The 17,442-nt window shown below is 60.0% G+C and carries 16 protein-coding genes; 8 read left to right on the top strand and 8 right to left on the bottom strand.

Annotated features, from left to right (window positions below; genetic code table 11):
* Positions 1-142: 142 nt before the first annotated feature.
* Positions 143-640: a CcdC family protein gene (locus LKX83_RS18865; RefSeq protein ID WP_227883841.1), complete on the bottom strand. Its 498-nt coding sequence runs from the start codon at positions 638-640 to the stop codon at positions 143-145.
* Positions 641-796: 156 nt separating this feature from the next.
* Here LKX83_RS18865 and LKX83_RS18860 point away from each other — a divergent pair, with 156 nt between their 5' ends.
* Both LKX83_RS18860 and LKX83_RS18855 read left to right on the top strand, forming a co-directional pair.
* Positions 797-1,693, top strand: a complete 897-nt coding sequence (locus LKX83_RS18860; protein ID WP_370639101.1) for a cation diffusion facilitator family transporter — start codon at positions 797-799, stop codon at positions 1,691-1,693.
* 151 nt (positions 1,694-1,844) lie between these two features.
* Positions 1,845-2,633: an SDR family oxidoreductase gene (locus LKX83_RS18855; protein WP_227883839.1), complete on the top strand. Its 789-nt coding sequence runs from the start codon at positions 1,845-1,847 to the stop codon at positions 2,631-2,633.
* A 457-nt stretch (positions 2,634-3,090) separates the two neighbouring features.
* Here the strand turns inward: LKX83_RS18855 and cyoD are convergent, their stop codons facing one another.
* The 5 genes from cyoD to LKX83_RS18830 form a co-directional block, all read right to left on the bottom strand.
* A complete protein-coding gene (gene cyoD, locus LKX83_RS18850) occupies positions 3,091-3,450 on the bottom strand; it encodes a cytochrome o ubiquinol oxidase subunit IV (RefSeq protein ID WP_227883838.1) in 360 nt (119 codons plus the stop codon).
* 1 nt (position 3,451) lies between these two features.
* On the bottom strand, positions 3,452-4,066 hold the full coding sequence (gene cyoC, locus LKX83_RS18845; protein WP_227883837.1) for a cytochrome o ubiquinol oxidase subunit III: 615 nt from the start codon (positions 4,064-4,066) through the stop codon (positions 3,452-3,454).
* Entirely contained in the window at positions 4,066-6,024 is a 1,959-nt protein-coding gene (locus LKX83_RS18840) for a cbb3-type cytochrome c oxidase subunit I (RefSeq protein WP_227883836.1), read from the bottom strand. Before LKX83_RS18840 ends, cyoC begins: the two co-directional genes overlap by 1 nt.
* Before the next feature lie 14 nt (positions 6,025-6,038).
* Positions 6,039-7,067: a ubiquinol oxidase subunit II gene (cyoA, locus tag LKX83_RS18835; protein ID WP_370639100.1), complete on the bottom strand. Its 1,029-nt coding sequence runs from the start codon at positions 7,065-7,067 to the stop codon at positions 6,039-6,041.
* Between the two features lie 266 nt (positions 7,068-7,333).
* Positions 7,334-7,573 carry a hypothetical protein gene (locus LKX83_RS18830; RefSeq protein ID WP_227883835.1) on the bottom strand — a complete coding sequence of 80 codons (240 nt, stop codon included), beginning with the start codon at positions 7,571-7,573 and terminating at the stop codon, positions 7,334-7,336.
* 342 nt (positions 7,574-7,915) lie between these two features.
* Between LKX83_RS18830 and LKX83_RS18825 the strand changes: the two genes are divergently transcribed.
* From LKX83_RS18825 to LKX83_RS18800, 6 genes are all read left to right on the top strand, one after another.
* Positions 7,916-8,467 (top strand): DUF1700 domain-containing protein, encoded by a 552-nt coding sequence (locus tag LKX83_RS18825; RefSeq protein ID WP_227883834.1) that lies wholly within the window; start codon positions 7,916-7,918, stop codon positions 8,465-8,467.
* The gene (locus LKX83_RS18820; RefSeq protein WP_227883833.1) at positions 8,464-9,384 is read left to right on the top strand and encodes a DUF4097 family beta strand repeat-containing protein; all 921 of its coding nucleotides are present in this window, start codon (positions 8,464-8,466) and stop codon (positions 9,382-9,384) included. Before LKX83_RS18825 ends, LKX83_RS18820 begins: the two co-directional genes overlap by 4 nt.
* A gap of 122 nt (positions 9,385-9,506) precedes the next feature.
* Complete coding sequence (locus tag LKX83_RS18815; protein WP_227883832.1) at positions 9,507-11,603, top strand: multicopper oxidase family protein; 2,097 nt, start codon at positions 9,507-9,509, stop codon at positions 11,601-11,603.
* A gap of 63 nt (positions 11,604-11,666) precedes the next feature.
* A complete protein-coding gene (locus LKX83_RS18810; protein WP_227883831.1) occupies positions 11,667-12,104 on the top strand; it encodes a MarR family winged helix-turn-helix transcriptional regulator in 438 nt (145 codons plus the stop codon).
* Positions 12,105-12,752: 648 nt separating this feature from the next.
* A complete protein-coding gene (locus LKX83_RS18805) occupies positions 12,753-13,361 on the top strand; it encodes a PBECR4 domain-containing protein (RefSeq protein WP_227883830.1) in 609 nt (202 codons plus the stop codon).
* Positions 13,362-13,781: 420 nt separating this feature from the next.
* Positions 13,782-15,668: an LTA synthase family protein gene (locus tag LKX83_RS18800; protein ID WP_227883829.1), complete on the top strand. Its 1,887-nt coding sequence runs from the start codon at positions 13,782-13,784 to the stop codon at positions 15,666-15,668.
* Between the two features lie 102 nt (positions 15,669-15,770).
* Here LKX83_RS18800 and LKX83_RS18795 read toward each other — a convergent pair whose 3' ends face one another.
* Both LKX83_RS18795 and LKX83_RS18790 read right to left on the bottom strand, forming a co-directional pair.
* Positions 15,771-16,799 carry a zinc-binding dehydrogenase gene (locus LKX83_RS18795; protein ID WP_227883828.1) on the bottom strand — a complete coding sequence of 343 codons (1,029 nt, stop codon included), beginning with the start codon at positions 16,797-16,799 and terminating at the stop codon, positions 15,771-15,773.
* Positions 16,800-16,986: 187 nt separating this feature from the next.
* Positions 16,987-17,409: an Rrf2 family transcriptional regulator gene (locus tag LKX83_RS18790; RefSeq protein WP_227883827.1), complete on the bottom strand. Its 423-nt coding sequence runs from the start codon at positions 17,407-17,409 to the stop codon at positions 16,987-16,989.
* Between the last annotated feature and the right edge of the window lie 33 nt (positions 17,410-17,442).

The following is a 17,442-nucleotide window of genomic DNA, read 5'->3' as shown; positions in this document are numbered from 1 at the left end:
CGCTGCGTAGATTTATGTCAACATTCATAACATAAAATAACGAAATTTAGTTGTATTATAACATTGATATAACTATAAATGTAATATTAATGACATAAAAAGATCCGGCCGTCGGCCGGACCAGGGGTCCGCATGAGGCCCATTAGGCGGTTGGCGAGCCGAGCAAGCGGCGCTCAACCGCCTTGAACCGCTTGACCATCACGAGGCGCCAGGGCAGCAGCATGCCGAATGCCAACAGGAAGAAAAGCCCCGCCGTCTGCGGAATGCTGACATACCGCTCCACGACGTCGTGCAGCAGGATGCGCACGGCGAGCAGCGCGACGATGATCACGATGAACATTTTCGACCGTTTCAGATAAACGTGCCCGTTCGCCACCTCGAAGCGCGAAGTAAGGATGAGCGGATATGAAAAGAACAGCGCGCCGACGAGAAACGCTCCCAGCGCCCATAGCCAAGGGACCCGAACGAGCGGCGAGACGAACATGAGAAAGCCGGTCGCCATCCCGAGCGGAGGCGCGATGATCTTGCTTAGCGTGGCCGGCTTCTTGGTCGCGCGGAGGCGGACCGCGATGACGGTCGCCCCGGCCGCGAGCGAAGCGACCAGCGAAAAAAGTTGGGTCGTGCTCGATGTTAGGCTCATGTGCGGAACTTCCTTTCCCGATGCCGACTGATGCTTCTATTGTACCGCCGCTCGGGGTATGCGGGCAACGCCCGGGATTAGGTAACGAGAATCGACTGTGGTAAAATATCGCAAAAGGACCGCTTGCGGAGCCATTGCTACAAAGGAGCAATGAAGGTGACGTCGAGGCAACACGCCGGCCTGCTGGCCATCTGGATCAGCCTGATCAGCAACATTGTATTAACGGTCTTAAAGATCGCCGTCGGCCTCCTGTTCGCCAGTCCCGTTCTCGTCGCGGACGGCGTGCACAACGCTGGCGACATCATCGCGACGGTCGCCGCCCTCACCTCTTCGATGGTGTCCAAAAAACCGGCGGACGAAGACCACCCATACGGACACGGCAAAGCGGAGGTCGTCGCCTCCGCGCTCGTCGCCATCATCCTGGCGGCCGCCGCGCTTTGGATCGGCTATCAGTCCATCTTGGCGCTGACCGAGCCGCCCCAGGGCGAGCACAGCTACCTGCCGCTTGTCGCGGCGGTTATCTCGCTCGTCTGGAAGCAAGCCCTATATATGTACACGATCCGCGTCGGGCGAGCGGCCAAGAGCAAAAGCGTGCTCGCGACCGCCTACGACCATTTGGCGGACGTGTACGCCTCCCTCGCCGCCGTGATCGGCATCGGCGTCGGCATCGTGGGCCATCGGCTGAATTGGCCGTGGGCGGGATACGGCGATCCGGTCGCCGGTATCGTCGTTTCGCTGCTCGTCCTCAAGCTCGCGTACGAGATGGGCTCGGACGCCGTCGACATCCTGATGGAGCGCAACGTCCCGGCCGAGAAGCTTGGCGGCTACGAGCGCTTGATCTCTTCGCTCGACGAGATCAAGCGGATCGACCGCGTGCGTGCGCGCGAGCACGGCCACTATATCATCGTTGACGTGCGCGTGGGAGTGCCGAGCCACTACACGATCCAGCAGGGCCACGACATCGGCCGGGAGATCAAGCGCCGCATCATGGAGAGCGACCCCGACGTCGTCGAGGTGCTCGTGCACCTCAATCCGTGGAACGAAGGCGAGTAGTCCCGCACGGCTTCGTTCTCGCTCTGCCAGAGGGAGAGCGGGAGCGGAGCAACACTTGAATTCGTAAAAACGCAAGGCGTTTGAGCGGAGAAACGCTTGAATTCGTGCAGCGTGTCGCATTCCATTACGTTTTCCTAGGAGGCGCATCGCCATGGACTTAGGATTGAAGGACAAACCTGCACTCGTGCTGGCATCCTCGAAGGGACTCGGGAAAGCGACGGCCCTGGCGCTCGCGCTGGAGGACGCCAACGTCGCCGTGCTGGGTCGGGACGAGGCGACGATCCGCCGGACGGCGGACGAGATCGCGGCTCGCGTCGGGCGCCCGCCGCTCGCGCTTGTCGCGGACATCACCCGCGCCGACGACATCGAGCGCGCCGTGCGGGAAACGGTGGACCGGTTCGGCGGACTCGACATACTGATCAACAACTCCGGCGGGCCGCGTCCGGGCAAGTTCCACCAGCTGTCCGACGCGGACTGGCAGTCGGCGTTCGAGCTGACGCTGCTCAGCTATATCCGCGCCATCCGGGCGGCCTTGCCCCATATGCGGGCGAAGGGCTTCGGCCGCATCGTCAACTTCACGTCCAGCTCCATCAAGGAGCCGATCGACAACCTCATGCTGTCCTCCACCTTCCGCGTCGGCGTCGTCGGCTTGGCCAAGTCGCTCGCCGCCGATCTCGCGAGGGAAGGCATCCTGATCAACACGGTCGGTCCGGGCCGGTTCGCCACCGACCGCATCGTCGAGCTGGACCGGGCAAACGCCCAAAGCGCCGGCCGGCCGCTGGACCAAGTCCAGGCGGACGCCGCAACCGGCATCCCAGCCGGCCGCTACGGAACGCCGGAGGAATTCGGCCGGCTGGTCGCCTTCCTCGCCAGCCCCGCCAACAGCTACATGACCGGCCAAGCGCTGCTCGTCGACGGCGGCTCCGTACGGGCGATTTAGCGGTTGGCACGGGTTGCAGCGGGCGCGCGATGCGTCCGGCGGGAGTTATACGGAATTTCGGGATAACTCGGTGGGAATGCGGCACGTCGGGTGTGAGTTGTGCGGAATTTCGGGATAACTCAGCTGGAATCGGCGTGTCCGGCGGGAGTTATGCGGAATTTCGGGATAACTCAGCTGGAATGCGGCGTGTCCGGCGGGAGTTATGCGGAATTTCGGGATAACTCGGTGGGAATGCGGCACGTCGGGTGTGAGTTGTGCGGAATTTCGGGATAACTCAGTTGGAATGCGGCGTGTCCGGTGGGAGTTATGCGGAATTTCCGCACGCCGCAGCCGGATATTTCGCCAAGCTAACCATTTGCCCAGCTGCACTCAGCACCCCTACAACCACCGCACCTTCCCCCAACACAAAAAGGGAAGAAGCGAGGCCCCCCTCGCTTCTTCCCTTTTTTCGCTATGCTCAACCCACGCTGTTGTAGGTCATGATCCAAATCGAGCCGGCCACGATCGTGAGAACGATGACGAGGCCGAGGATAAGGGCCAGCAGGTTGTAGCGCGGCTTCTTCTCTTCCTTCAGGTGCATGAAGAAGAAGAGCTGCACGACGAACTGCAGGATCGCGGTGCCGAGCAGGACGATGTTCGCGGCGGTGCCGGTCACCATGTCGTTCAGCACGACGATGAGCGGGATGGCCGTCAAAACGAGCGACAGGACGAAGCCGATGACGTACGACCTCAAGGAGCCGTGCGACTCGTGGCTGTCGTGACCATGCGAATCGTGCGCGTCATGTCCGTGCGTCGAGTGCGGATGCTGCTGCGCCATCTTACTTCACCCCCATCATATACACAATGGTGAAGACGAAGATCCAGACGACGTCGAGGAAGTGCCAGTACAAGCTGACGACGCCTACCTTGCGCTTCGTCACCGAATTGATGCCGTGGCGGCCCAGCTGGATCATCAGCGCGATCATCCAGACGAGCCCGATCGAGACGTGCAGGCCGTGCGTGCCGACGAGCGTGAAGAAGCCCGACAGGAATGCGCTCGTGCCGATCGTTGCACCCTCGTGCACCATTTTCACGAACTCGGTCACTTCGAGCCCGATGAAGCTGGCGCCGAGAATCGCCGTGACGGCGAGCCAGCCGATGAGGCCGCGCTTGTTGCCCCGGTTCATCGCCAGGACGGCCAAGCCGCTCGTGAAGGAGCTCGTCAGCAGGATGAACGTCTCGGCGATGACGCCCGGCATCTCGAACAGCTCGGACGCCGTCGGCCCGCCGGCGGTGCTGCCATGCAGGACGACGTAGGTCGCGAACAGCGTGCCGAACAAAATACAGTCCGTGATCAGGAAGATCCAGAAGCCCATCATGCGCAGCGCTTCTTGGTCGGGATGCCCTTCATGACCGTGCGTATGCGTGGCCGCGTGATTTCCGCCGTGTGCCATTAGACAACCCTCCCTGCTGCAGCTTCCGTGCGTTCGATCTCATCGACCGGAATGTAGTAATCGGTATTGTAGTTGAACGAGTGAGCGAGCATGCTGGCCGCTATGCCGATGAAGCCCGGGATGGCGAGCCACAGCCAGTCGAATACGAGGCCGAAGCCGGCGACGAACCAGCAGGCCGACATGATGATCGGGATGCCCGAGTTTTTCGGCATATGGATCGGCTCAAGCGGCGCGCGGGGCTCCTCGGGGAGACCTTGCGCCTTGCGCTCCTTGGTCGCCCACCAGTCGTCGCGCTCCCGGACGTGCGGGATGGTCGCGAAGTTGTAGGCCGGCGCAGGAGACGGAATCGACCATTCCAGCGTGCGCGCGTTCCACGGATCGCCGGAGACGCGTTCCATGAATTTGATGCTGTGCAGGATCTGCCACACCTGGAACAGGAAGCCGATCCCCATTAGGAAGCCGCCGATCGTGGAAACGAAGTTCCACTCCCACCAGCCGGAATCCCAGCCGTACGTGCTGACGCGGCGCGTCATGCCCATGAGGCCGAGAACGTATTGCGGCATGAAGCAAACGTAGAAGCCGATGTTCCAGAACCAGAAGGCGTATCGGCCGATTTTCTCGTTCAGCTTGAAGCCGAACACCTTCGGCCACCAGTAGTATAGCCCGGAGAAGTAGCCGAACGCTACGCCGCCGATGAGCACTTGGTGGAAGTGCGCGATCAGGAAGTAACTATTGTGGAACTGGAAGTCCGCCGGCGCCACGGACAGCAGAACGCCGGTCATGCCCCCGACGACGAAGCAGGGAATGAAGCCCATCGTCCACAGCATCGGAGACTCGAACGTGATCTTGCCCCGGAACATCGTGAACAACCAGTTGAACACCTTGACCCCGGTCGGGATCGCGATCAGCATCGTCGTCAAGGCGAAAAATGCGTTGACGTCCGCGCCCGAGCCCATCGTGAAGAAGTGGTGCGCCCAGGTGAAGAAAGAGAACAAGCTGATGCTCATCAGCGCGAATACCATCGACTTGTAGCCGAACAGCTTTTTGCGCGAGAACGTCGCGACCACTTCGGAGAAAATCCCGAATGCGGGCAGGATGACGATATACACTTCGGGGTGGCCCCACATCCAGATGAGGTTGATGTACATCATCGGGTTGCCGCCGCCGTCGAGCGTAAAGAAGTGCGCGCCGAAGTAGCGGTCGATGAACAGCAGAGCAAGCGTGACGGTCAGGATCGGGAACGCCAGGATGATCGTCAGGCAGCTCGAGAGAACCGACCAGGAGAACATCGGCATCTTCATGAGCTTCATGCCCGGCGCGCGCATTTTGAGGATCGTGACGATAAAGTTGATCCCCGTCATGAGCGACCCGATCCCCGAAATCTGAATGCCCCAGATATAGAAGTCTTGACCCACACCGGGACTGAACATCTTCTCGGACAGCGGCGGGTAAGAGAGCCATCCGGCATCCGGCGAACCGCCGATGACGAACGACAGGTTGAACAGCATCGCGCCCATGAAGAACAGCCAGAAGCTGAGCGAGTTCAGGAACGGGAACGCGACGTCGCGCGCGCCGATCTGCAGCGGCACGACGAGGTTGAACAGGCCGAACATTAGCGGCATTGCCATGAAAAGGATCATGATGACGCCGTGCGTCGTGAAGATCGCGTTATAGTGATCCGGCTTCAGGAACTCCATGTTCGGCATCGCGAGCTGCGTCCGCATGAGCAAGGCGTCCATGCCGCCGCGGAAGAGCATGAGGAGCGACGCGATGACGTACATGATGCCGATCCGCTTGTGGTCGACGGTCGTGAGCCATTCGCGCCAGAGCCAGCCCCATCGCTTGAACAGGGTCAGCACGAGAACGACCGCGACCATCGTCAAGCCGATGGCGACGTCCGCACCGTAGATCAGCGGGTCCCCGGTGACGAAGAAATCGGATAAACTGTTGATTTTCAAGTGGGTCCCCTCCTTTAACCGTTATGATTGTGCGACGTCATGCCTTGATCGGTCTTAGCGGACATGTCGTGGCCGGCCATCGCGGACATGTCGCGGTCCGACGCCCCCTGCGCGCCGGAGGCGGTCTTGACGCCTTCTTCCTTGGCGCCGGAGGCCGCTTCCGAGCCGCCGCCGTGATGATGGCCCGATCCGTCCACCTGGTATTTCATGACGATATCGTTGAACAGGCCTTTCGGGAACGAGGAGAACGAACGGACGAGCGACGTGCCCGGCTTCGCGAGCTCCACGTATCCTTCCTTGGTGAGCGCGGGATAGGACTTCTTCACGTCCGCGACCCACTTTTCGAAATCCGCATCGGACGTCGCTGTGGCGACGAAGTTCATTTGGCCGAAGTCCTTGCCGCTGAAGTTCGCGCCCGCGCCCTTGTATTCCCCGGGCTCGTCGGCGATCAGATTCAGCTTCATCGCCATGCCGGACATCGTATAGATCTGGCCGCCAAGCTGGGGAATCCAGAACGAGTTCATCGGCGCGTCCGAAGTCAGCTCGAATCGCACCGGCCGGTTCGCCGGGAACTTCAAATAGTTGACCGTCGCGATTCCCTGCTCGGGATAGAGGAACATCCACTTCCAGTCGAGCGAGGTGACCTGGATGACGATCGGCTCGGCTTCGTGCTCGATCGGCTTCGAAGGCTCGAGTTTGTACGTATATTGAACGGTAATCACGGCCAAGACGGCGATGATGATGATCGGGATGCCCCACCAGATCGTCTCCAGCTTCGTGCTGTGATCCCAGTTCGGTTGATAGGCCGCTTGATTCTTATCTCTCTTGCGGTACCGCCAAGCGATCCAGAACGTCAACACCAATACGGGGACGACGACGATCAGGCATAGGACGGTAGAGATCAGGATCAAATCCATCTGTTGCTGGCCGATGGAGCCTTTGGGGTTAAGCACGACTACGTCGCTGCATCCTGCCAAAAGAACGGTGGTCAGGACCATCGTCATGAAGGCCGCGATCCGTCGGTACGTTCCCTTCCACTTCATTTGCTTCCACTCCTCGATAGCCGCTTTGCGCTCGCTTGCACAGACCCGAATCCGGACCGGGTGCCGCGCTATGCCTTTAACATAGCAAAAAGACGAGCGGTGTTCTCTACTGTTAACAAATGCGTCAATCATTGTTTGATATTTAGCAATAATTTGTTCACCAATTCGACCTTTGTTCAAACAAAAGCGCGAAAAAAGGCCGCCGCGATGCGGAAAAAATTCTCCGCTGCGGCAGCCTTTGGGTCATTATCCAATTACGCGCTAGGTCAGGCAGGCTCCTTCGACGGGTCCGTGTCAGACGCTTGCTCCGACTTTCTCATCATGAGCGGAGCGGCGACCCCGAAGAGCAAAATCTGCAATCCCCCGACCAAAAAGCCGAGCCCGATCATCAGACCGAGATTCTCGTCGCTGAATTGATGCATATTGAAGGCGCTGAACAGGATGCCAAGACCGATGATGACGCCCGATATCCACTTCAATGCGGTGGTCATGTCCTTCTTCATCATAGCCAACCTCCTTATGAAAGCGTTGCTATATGTGAACATTTTATCACAAAAATGTGGCGAAATATAGTCCAAATTGCGTCGGCGTTCAAAAATAGGCTTGCCCGACCGAGGAATAAGCATGCATCGAAAATCGAAGGTTCCTTCGTCTCAGATTACCCTTCCAGGCCGGGCATCAAACGGCGAGACCGGAAGCGGACGGCCGCCCCCTACTTAAGTCGGGGTTCAAAACCGTTCCGGCGTCGGTTCGGAATCGATTGGAAATCCACTACAATGGGAGGCAACGACACGGGGTAACGGTCGTCCGAAGAAACGGCCGCAACGACCCTCGACAAGGAGAACGCGATGAACAAGAACCAGTACCTAGACACGCTCAGCCGCTATCTCGAACCGATGCCCGGCGCGGACCGGGAACGCATGCTCAACGATATCGAAGCTTACTTCCTTTCGGGCGAGCAGATCGGCAAGTCCGAGGCGCAGATCGCCGCGGAACTGGGCGACCCGATGCACGTCGCCGCGCAGACGCTGGGCTTCGCCTCCCCGCCCGCTCCGCCTCCGGCGCCGCCTCAGCGCGATCCGGCGCGCATCTTCGGCGTGACGATCCTGCTCTTCTTCCTCAACGTCGTCATGCTGCCGATCGGCGCCGCCCTCTGGTCCGTGCTCCTCGGCGTCGCCGCCGCCACGCTGGGTCTGCTGCTGTCGCCGGGCGTCGTGGTGCTCGGCTGGCTGAACAACGCGCACATTCCCCCTGTAGGCCTGTTCGCGACGCTCGTCGCCATTGGGATCGGCTTGCTGTTGATGGTTGCGACCTATTATGCATCCAAGCTTTGGATATGGCTGACGGCGGAGTATCTCCGCTGGAACGTGAACTTATGGAGAGGCAGGACTTACGCATGAAAAGATGGCTATTGATCGCACTCGGATTGATCTTGATCGGGGCGGGCGGACTCGCCTTTTACCAACTGAACTACGGCAACAAGGGATCGAAAGATCTGGCCTTTCACGAGCAAAAATGGGTGTTCGACAAGGACGAGCTGCACGCCCTGAACGTCTACAACGATTACAAGCGGATCGACGTGAAATTCGTTCCGAGCAAGGACGGGAAGGACACCATCCTCTTCGAGGGCAAGGTCGAAAAGGAGATCGCCGATCGCCTGCGGGAAACCCGCCTTTCGAATGGCGCCTTGACGCTGAACTTGAACGAAAAGTCGCGCTGGTTCGTCTTCGACTTCAATTTCGTCAAGTTCAACGAATCGCAGACGGTCACGGTCGCGCTCGCCGACGGGGCGCTGCTCGACTCCTTGGTCGTCAAATCCGACTCCGGCTCCGTGCATCTGAACGACGCCTCGGCGCGCGAGGGGACGGTCAAATCCGACTCCGGGAGCGTGCACCTGGCGAACATCTCCGGCACGAACTGGTCCGTCGGCGGAGACTCCGGCAGCATTCAACTCGCCGGCTACACCGGCGAAAGTCTGACCGTAAAGTCGGAATCGGGAAGCATCCAGGGCGAGTCCATCAAGGCCAAGCTTCAGACTTCGGCCGATTCGGGCAGCACCAAGCTGAGCGGCGTCACCGGCGCGGTCGTCGTCAGAAGCCAGTCGGGCAGCGTGCGGGTTCAAAAGGAAGACACGTCCGACGTCGACGTCAAGACGGATTCCGGCAGCGTGCGGATCCAGCTTCCCTCCAGCTTCGGGGGCTTCTACGACCTGAAGTCCGATTCGGGCTCCATCAAGGCCCCCGAATCCAAACGGGAGACCAAAGAGCTGATCAAGGTACGCACGGACAGCGGCAGCATCCGCATCGAGCAACCTTAGTCGGACCCGTCCTCCACCTCAGGTCGGGGTTCAAAACCCTGCTTCGGACGGTTCGGTCTTCGCCGCGTCCGTCTTAAGATGGAATGGTGAGCAAGATACCGTGCGGAAGGAGCTTCGCCTTTATGTATAGTCTGTGGAGCAATCTGGAAATCGGCGCCCTGTTCCTGGTCGCCTTCTTCGCCTGGCGGGCCGGAGCTAGCGCCGCCAAGCTGAGATACGGCGGTTCGGCGGAGCGGCTGAAACGCAAGACCCGCAGGACCGTCCTCTGGATGGCCTTGCTGCTGCTCTCCATCGGATTGCAAATCTGGTCGGCGCTCGAAGTGTGGGCCTACTCGCCCTGGATGCTTTCCCAGGATTTCGTGAGCGTTCATCTGCCGCTCGTCGTAATGCCGACCCTGTTCGTCATCGGCTGCGTGCTTCCGCGGATCTACTGGATCGCGCGGGAGTCGGGGCGGCGGACCGGAGCGCCGCTGGACCCCGAGCTGTTCCGACAAGCGTCCCATCCGCTGCTCGTCGTCCCGCTTCGCGCCACCGCGCTGTGCGCGCTGACCGCCATCTATTTTTTCCTCGCCGTTCCCGTTCCCTTCGTCCCGGCGGACGTCATGCTACCGCTCATGATCCTGGGCCTTGTCGTCGTCTTCGCGGCGAACCTGGCTTGGCACCGGTGGAAGCGGCTGCTGAACGACCGCAACGCCTCGGCCGCGACGCTTCCTCCGCTTTGGAAACGGTCGATGCGCGCGCTCGCCATGCTGGCGGTCGTCGGCGCGATCGCGACGGGCGGCATCGCGCTGAACGCGCAGGCGAGCCGTCTGCCGGATCATGTGCGCATGGACGAAGGCACGATGGATTACGGCGGCGGAACGGACTTCCCCCATGTCTCCTCCGGACAAGTCGAAGTCCAAGCGGCCTCCGCAAGCGCCGGCGCGCCCGCCGTCCCGGTCACCGAGCTGACCGGGGATGTGTCGGGCACGCCGGACCGCCGCTTCGCGCTCACCGCCCAGAAAACCCAAGTGAAGCTCGGCTCCGGCAAAACGAAGGAAGCCTGGACCTTTGACGGCCAGCTGCCGGGCCCAGAGCTGCGGATGCGCCAAGGCGAGCTGGTCGAGGTCGTCCTGACCAACCGGGATATCGCCGAGGGCGTCACGATCCACTGGCACGGACTCGACATCCCGAACGCGCAGGACGGCGTAGCCGGGGCCACGCAAAACGCCGTGCGCCCCGGCGAATCTTTTGTCTACCGGTTTCGCCCCGAGCAGACCGGGACGTTTTGGTACCATTCCCACCAGGATTCCCAAGAGGCGGTGAAGCGCGGGCTGTTCGGCCCGCTCGTCGTGGAGCCGGCCGCCGGCCAGGACCCCAAGGTCAAAGACATCGTCGCGCTCGCGAACGAACGGGCGTTCCAAACATCCGACCCGATCCGCCGGGAGGCGGTGGCCCCCGGCACGCCGGTAAGGCTTCGCTTGATCAGCACGGATGACTGGGTCATCCGGCGCTTCACGCTGGTCGGCACTCCATTTCGCGTCGCGGCCATCGACGGGACGGAGCTGAACAAGCCGGGCGAGCTGACCGATACGCACCTCGAGCTCACGACCGGCAGCAGAGCGGATCTCGTCTTCACGATGCCGGATCATCCCGTGTTCCTGAGTGTCGGCGGCTCCAAAAATCGCGGTATTCTGCTCAGCAAGGACGGAACCGGCGAGATTCCGGACATCCCCGCGACCCGCGTATTCAACCCTCTTCATTACGGTGAGCCCGCCGACGTTCCCTTCGACGACAAGACGACCTACGACCGGAACTTCACGATGCTGCTGGACAACAAGTTCGGCTTTTATAATGGAAGCTTCACGAACCTGTACACCATCAACGGCAAAGTATTCCCGAAGACGCCGATGTTCATGGTCCGCCAAGGGGAGAAAGTCCGCGTGACCATCGCGAACCACGGCCAAGTCGATCATCCGATGCACCTGCACGGCCACCACATGCTCGTCTTGTCTCGCAACGGGGAACGAAGCACCGGCAGTCCCTGGTGGTCCGACACGCTGGACGTTCGACAGGGAGACGTCTACGAGGTTGCCTTCGTCGCCGACAATCCGGGGCTTTGGATGGATCACTGCCACAATCTGTCCCACGCGGCCGTCGGCATGTCTATGCATCTGATGTATGAGGGCGTAACCACGCCGTTCGAAGTCGGTTCCGCCTCGTTCAACCGGCCCGAATAAGTTGACTCCGCAGGCATTTTCGCCTATTCTGACGAAAAGGGATGCTGGTGTGGGAGGAGAGGCGTGAACAAGCACGAAGAATTGGTGAAGCTGCTGGACATGATGCGCACGCATGCACGGCTCTGGGCGTCGGAGTGGGGCAAGAACAATCCGCTCGAGATTTCGCAGAGCCAGGCGACAACGCTCGATATTTTGAATTCGGAAGGTCCCATGCCCAGCACTTATCTGTCACAGATCGTCGGAGTGACCTCCGGCGGCATGACCGTCATCTCGGACAAACTGGTGCGTCAAAAGCTGATCCGGCGCGTGAACGACACGAACGACCGACGGATCGTGAAGCTGGAGATCACCGAGGAAGGCCGCGAGGCGATGAAGCAAGTCCGGGCGAAGCAGGAAGCGCTGGCCGACAAGCTCTTCGACCCGCTCGAACCCGAAGAAATCCAGTTCATGGCGGCCATCTACCGCAAGCTGCTCGATCAGCCTCTTCGGAACAACGAATGAACGACACCTCATCCATAGCGCAACCGTTACGAGCCCCCGGTTTCCCCGCGAACCGGGGGCTCCCTTGTCCCGGCTTGCCGCCTCCAACGGCAGTTCATCATGAGTTTCTCTCCGTCCATCTCGGCCGTCAGCGTGCCGCCCATCTTGCCCATCAGGCTTTTGGAGATGGAAAGACCAAGCCCCGATCCTTGGGCGGATTCCGGACATGGCTTCGCCCCCTGCGCTAAGAACAATCTTCCTACAGATTTCACTCCTCGCTGCTTCGCCTAATAGTCAAGAATATCGGCACGATTTCGCTCCATCCCAACTGTCCGTTGCACAATCCGGGCTTACGTTGTATAATATGAAGGCAACATAAAGAAATAGGAGCATAAGCTCGCACCATAGGCAACGTGGTGTTCCCTGCCGGAGGGACCACAATCTCCGTGTTTACCGACCGCTTGTTGCCACATGACATGAAATAGCAGGAATTAGGAAACACTCAAATAAGGGATCGCCAACGATCCGCACCACCGGGTAGCGTGGTGTTCCCCGCCGGGGGGACCATAATCTCCGTGTTTACCGACTGTTTTTGCTACCCATCAGTTTAACAAGGCGGCTCTGATGTGGATACATCAGAGCTTTTTTTGTGCAAGGAGACATGATTCTATGACGCTAACACTCGAAGAATTAGTTGCCCGAACCACCAAACCCTTGATTGCGGACATTAGCCTCCAAGTGCTTCAGCAGTTATATGAGCAGCATCTTCTCCCTTATACGTTTACATATGAACTTGAGAATCATGATCCTGTTAAGCTGCACTTTGAAAAGGACAACTTCTGTCACCTGCTGGGTCTGGAAAAAATGGTCACGGGCAAAATACGGCCTCAAGACTTGAAACTGTACCGGGGGCCGGAAGGCTGGGATAACATAAAGAACGGCACGATTGACCGGGATCATATGCGGTCCCGCGCAGGCAAACCGAACTTTAATAGCCTGAAAGGAAAATGGATTTATTTTCTCTCCATTCCCCGCATCCTCACATCCGACACAGCCATGATTAAATTTCATAAATTAGGGGCAGAATTACTCATATATGGGGATTTTGATAACGCCATCGTACACCTTGGCATATCCAGGCGAGAAGAAACCGAATTTAAAACTTGGTGTCCGCGAACCATTTTGGAGGAAGGCAAAACACCGCCGTTGTACGGAACAAAACATATTGATGGGCAACAAACGCTTCGGATTATTTCCTTTAAACGGGATGCGAAATAAAATAGGGTAAATACCCGCAAGGCACAGGTATACGCGCAAAGGCGCTGCCATCTAACCGGCAGCGCCTTTTATTGTACGTAAAAGCAGGTTTGGAGGATTTAGGCGTTACTGCCAGTCAGTACATCATTAGTCATAAAGTACAGGCATGGATTATCGAACTGCCCTGTCTTATAGAGCCAATTTTGCGCCCCGATATCGAGCATGGCCGACCGCGCGGCCAAAGGCACGGCTACCTCCCCTTCCCGTCTGGAGCCCCGGCGCGCTGGCGCTAGTTGCCTTTGACATCGGCTTGGAAGGTCTATAAGATAGGTTTAATTATAGAATCGGGCTGCGGCTGCATGACGCTCGGCCTGACGCTTTTCTGCGCGCAATGGGGTACTGCCTAAATAGACAGGTCTGAAAAGAAAGGAAGGCGCATACATGACACTCGTCCCGCCCGCGCGGCTGTGGCGCAACAAGCCGTTCATCTTCTTCACCGTCGTCCTGCTGCTCAAAAGCTGTATCGCTTGGCTCGTCATCTTCGACAACGGACCGTCCTGGCGGACGATCATGACCGAAATCCCGTTCTTCTGGATCGTCTTCTGCCTAATCGAGTGGTTCGCGCGCAAGCATAAGTTTGTCCTGTACTTAATCGTGAATCTGGTCGTGACCGCCATCTTATTCTCCGTATTCATGTATTACAAATATTACGGCGTCATCGCGACCTATCACGCGCTGCAGCAGGTGAACCAGGTTACCGCGGTCAGCAACAGCGTATTCTCTCTCCTCGACCCTTACTACGTCCTGATCTTCATCGATATCGTCGTCATCGGCGTGATGTTCTTTACGAGCAAGCGGGTCAAGGAATGGCGCCGGATCGCCTCGAAACGGGAAAGCCGCAAAGTCGTCACCGCGCTGTTCATCGTCTCCGTCGGGCTGTGCCTGTTCAACGTGCTGCCGAACCGGGCCAGCATGAACGAGCGCACCAAGGCCGAGGAGATGGGCATCTTGAACTACGAGCTCTATTCCATCCTGGCGCCGGACAACGAAAGGGTCGTAGACAAGGCCGAGATCACCCAAGCGAAGATCGACGGGCTGAAAGGCATCCGGGAACCGGAAATCCCGCAGTACTGGCATGTCGCCAAGGGCAAAAACGTCATCATCATCCAACTCGAGTCGTTTCAAAATTTCCTTGTCGGGCTGAAGCTGGACGGCCAGGAGATCACGCCGAACCTGAACAAGCTCGCGGCCGACAACTTCTATTTCCCGAATTTCTATCAAATGGTCGGCCAGGGCAACACGTCCGACGCCGAATACGTCGTCAACACGTCGCTCTATATTCCGCTGCACGGCGCCGCGACGATGGACTACGTGAACAAAGAACTGCCCAGCCTGCCCAAGCTGCTGCGCAGCAACGGCTACGACACCGCGACATTCCATACCAACGTCGTCGAGTTCTGGAACCGCGGCGAGCTCTACAAATCCATCGGCTTCGACCGGTACTACGACAAAGACTTCTTCGGCACGGACGACGCCGTCTTCTTCGGATCTTCCGACGAGGTGCTCTACGACAAGACGGCCGACGAATTGGCGCGGATGGATCAGGCAAGCAAGCCGTTCTACGCGCACGTCATTTCGATGAGCGCGCACCATCCGTTCACGATTCCCGAGGACAAGTACAAGATGAAGCTGCCCGAAAGGTTCGAGAACACGCTCGTCGGCGACTATATCCGATCGCAAAATTACGCGGACTACGCGCTAGGCCAGTTCATCGACAAGCTGAAAGCCAACGGCGTGTGGGACGACAGCCTCGTCCTCCTCTACGGCGATCACCTGGGCTTGCCGATCTACTCGCTGAACGGCGCCGAGAAGACGCTGATGGAGGAAATCTACGGCCGGCCTTACGGATATACCGACATGGTCAACATTCCGCTCGTCATCGCGTCCCAAGGGGTGACCTACCCTGCAGCGCTTCCGCAGGTCGGCGGCCAGGTGGACCTGCTGCCTACCATTGCCAATCTGACGGGCATCTCGCTCGCGAATCAGATTCACTTCGGCCAGGATCTGATGAACCAGACAAGCAATCTGCTGCCGGAGCGCTACTATCTGCCTTCGGGCTCGGTCATCAACGACCGGCACCTGTTCATCCCCGGCAGCGGCTTCGAAGACGGCGTGAACTATGCGCTGGACACCGACGAGACGATGCCGGCCGGCGGAGCCGGACTGGCTCCGTCCGAATACGAGCGCGCGCTGGATCTGCTGACGCTGTCGGACAGCTACGTGAAGCAGCTGCCGGATCGGGCGAAGGAGACGCCATCCGGCGACTGACCGCCGCAAGCCCTCCTTGGCCGCACGAACTCCAAAAAAGCTTCCCGTCCACGATCGTCGTGGGCGGGAAGCTTTTTTCGCGAGTGCCTCGGAATGCGGCCCTCAAGGGACCAGCACGATCTTGCCGGTCGTCCGCCGATCTTCGAGCAGCTCGTGCGCTCTGCGGGCTTGGGAGAGGGGCAAGCGCGCGGCGATCGGCGGTGCGATGCACTCCGTCCGCAGCAGCTCGAACAGCCGGCCGAGATCTTCGGCGAACCACTCCGGATGACGTCTCTTCATGGCGGCTAAGGAGTAAAAATACGATTTCCCGCCACGCAGCCGGAGGCGGACCATGGAGGCGCCGAGCGTCGCGTATGTGCGCAGCGCCTGCCGCACGCGCTGACGTCCGCCGGCGAGCAGATGGGCAACGCCGTAGACGACCAGCCGGCCGCCGCGGCTGACGAGGGGGACCGACCGCATGATCCGGGGACTGCCGGTCCCGTCGATCACCGCGTCGTAGCCTTCCGGAGCGAGCTCGCACAGTGCCCGGTCCAGATCGCGCCGCCGGCTGTCGACGGCTTCCACGCCGTCCTCGGCCAGCCATGCGGCGCTCTCCGGCGGGGACGAGCCGACCAGCCGGACGCTCTCCAGCGCTCCGAGCTGAAGCAGCGCCGTCCCGACGCCGTCCGACGCGCCGTGGACGAGCACCCGACCGCCCGATCGGACCGATGCCGTACGCCGCAGCATCTGGTAGGCGGACATGTAGTTCGCGACGATCGAGACGGCTTGCGCGGCATCGACCTCCTCCGGCACCGGGTACAGTTCCGACTCCGGCAAATAGACGATCTCCGCATAGCCGCCATACAGCGTAAGCGCGGCCACCCGATCGCCCGGCCGGACCGTCGTGACGCTCGGTCCGACGTCCAGAACGCGCCCGACGATGTCGTAGCCGGGCACAAACAGCGGCTTGGGACCGCCCACGTACGCCCCCTCCCGCATGAGCGCATCCGCCCGCGAGACGCCGGCCGCCTCCATTTCCAGCGCCACCTCGAACGGCGCCGCGGCCCTGCCCTGCCAGCGCGCGGGCCGGAGCACCTCGCTCCCTCCGTACGCCGGCACCTCGATCACTTCATAGGCGCGCGATTCCAGCATGCCTTCGCCTCCCTTCGCCCTCGTCCCGTCCGCGATTCGTCCGGTTTCTCGTTTGCCTCTTCCCTGTTATTTACCCGCCCCAACGCAAAAAGAGGCGATCCTTCCGCAGACCCGGTCTGCCGAGGATGGCCTCTTCCCTTCCATCGCATATGCTGCGCGTCGATCCTGCCCTTTTAAGCCTGCTCGCTTACGTTCGTCCTACGAGATCCAAGACGACCTCCTCCATCGTCATGCCCGCCAGCTCCCGTTCCATCGCCAGCTGCGCCCGCAAGAAAGACGCTTCCAGGGTGGATTGGATATTGCGGCCGACGGGACAGTCGGGATTCGGATGCTCGTGGATGGCGAACAGCGCGCCGTCCTCGGCCTGCACGGCCCGGTAAACATCAAGCAGCGTGATCTCGCCGATCGGGCGGGCGAGCGAAGCGCCCGCCACGCCCGGACTCGTTCGCACGAGCCCGGCTTTGGCGAGCATGCCCATGATCCGCCGGACCACGACCGGATTCGTATTCACGCTCCCGGCGATGTACTCGGACGTGATCCTGCTGCCTTCGTTTACGTGCAGGAGGGACAAGATATGCGCCGCGACGGCAAATCGGCTGTTGGCTGCCATGCGCGCGCCTCCTTTCGCCATTGAGGCGCCGAT

This window comes from Cohnella baijiui, from assembly GCF_020731285.1.
Taxonomy (GTDB): domain Bacteria; phylum Bacillota; class Bacilli; order Paenibacillales; family Paenibacillaceae; genus Cohnella.
Note: the sequence above shows the minus strand (reverse complement) of the source record. Positions and strands in the feature narration are given on the sequence as shown.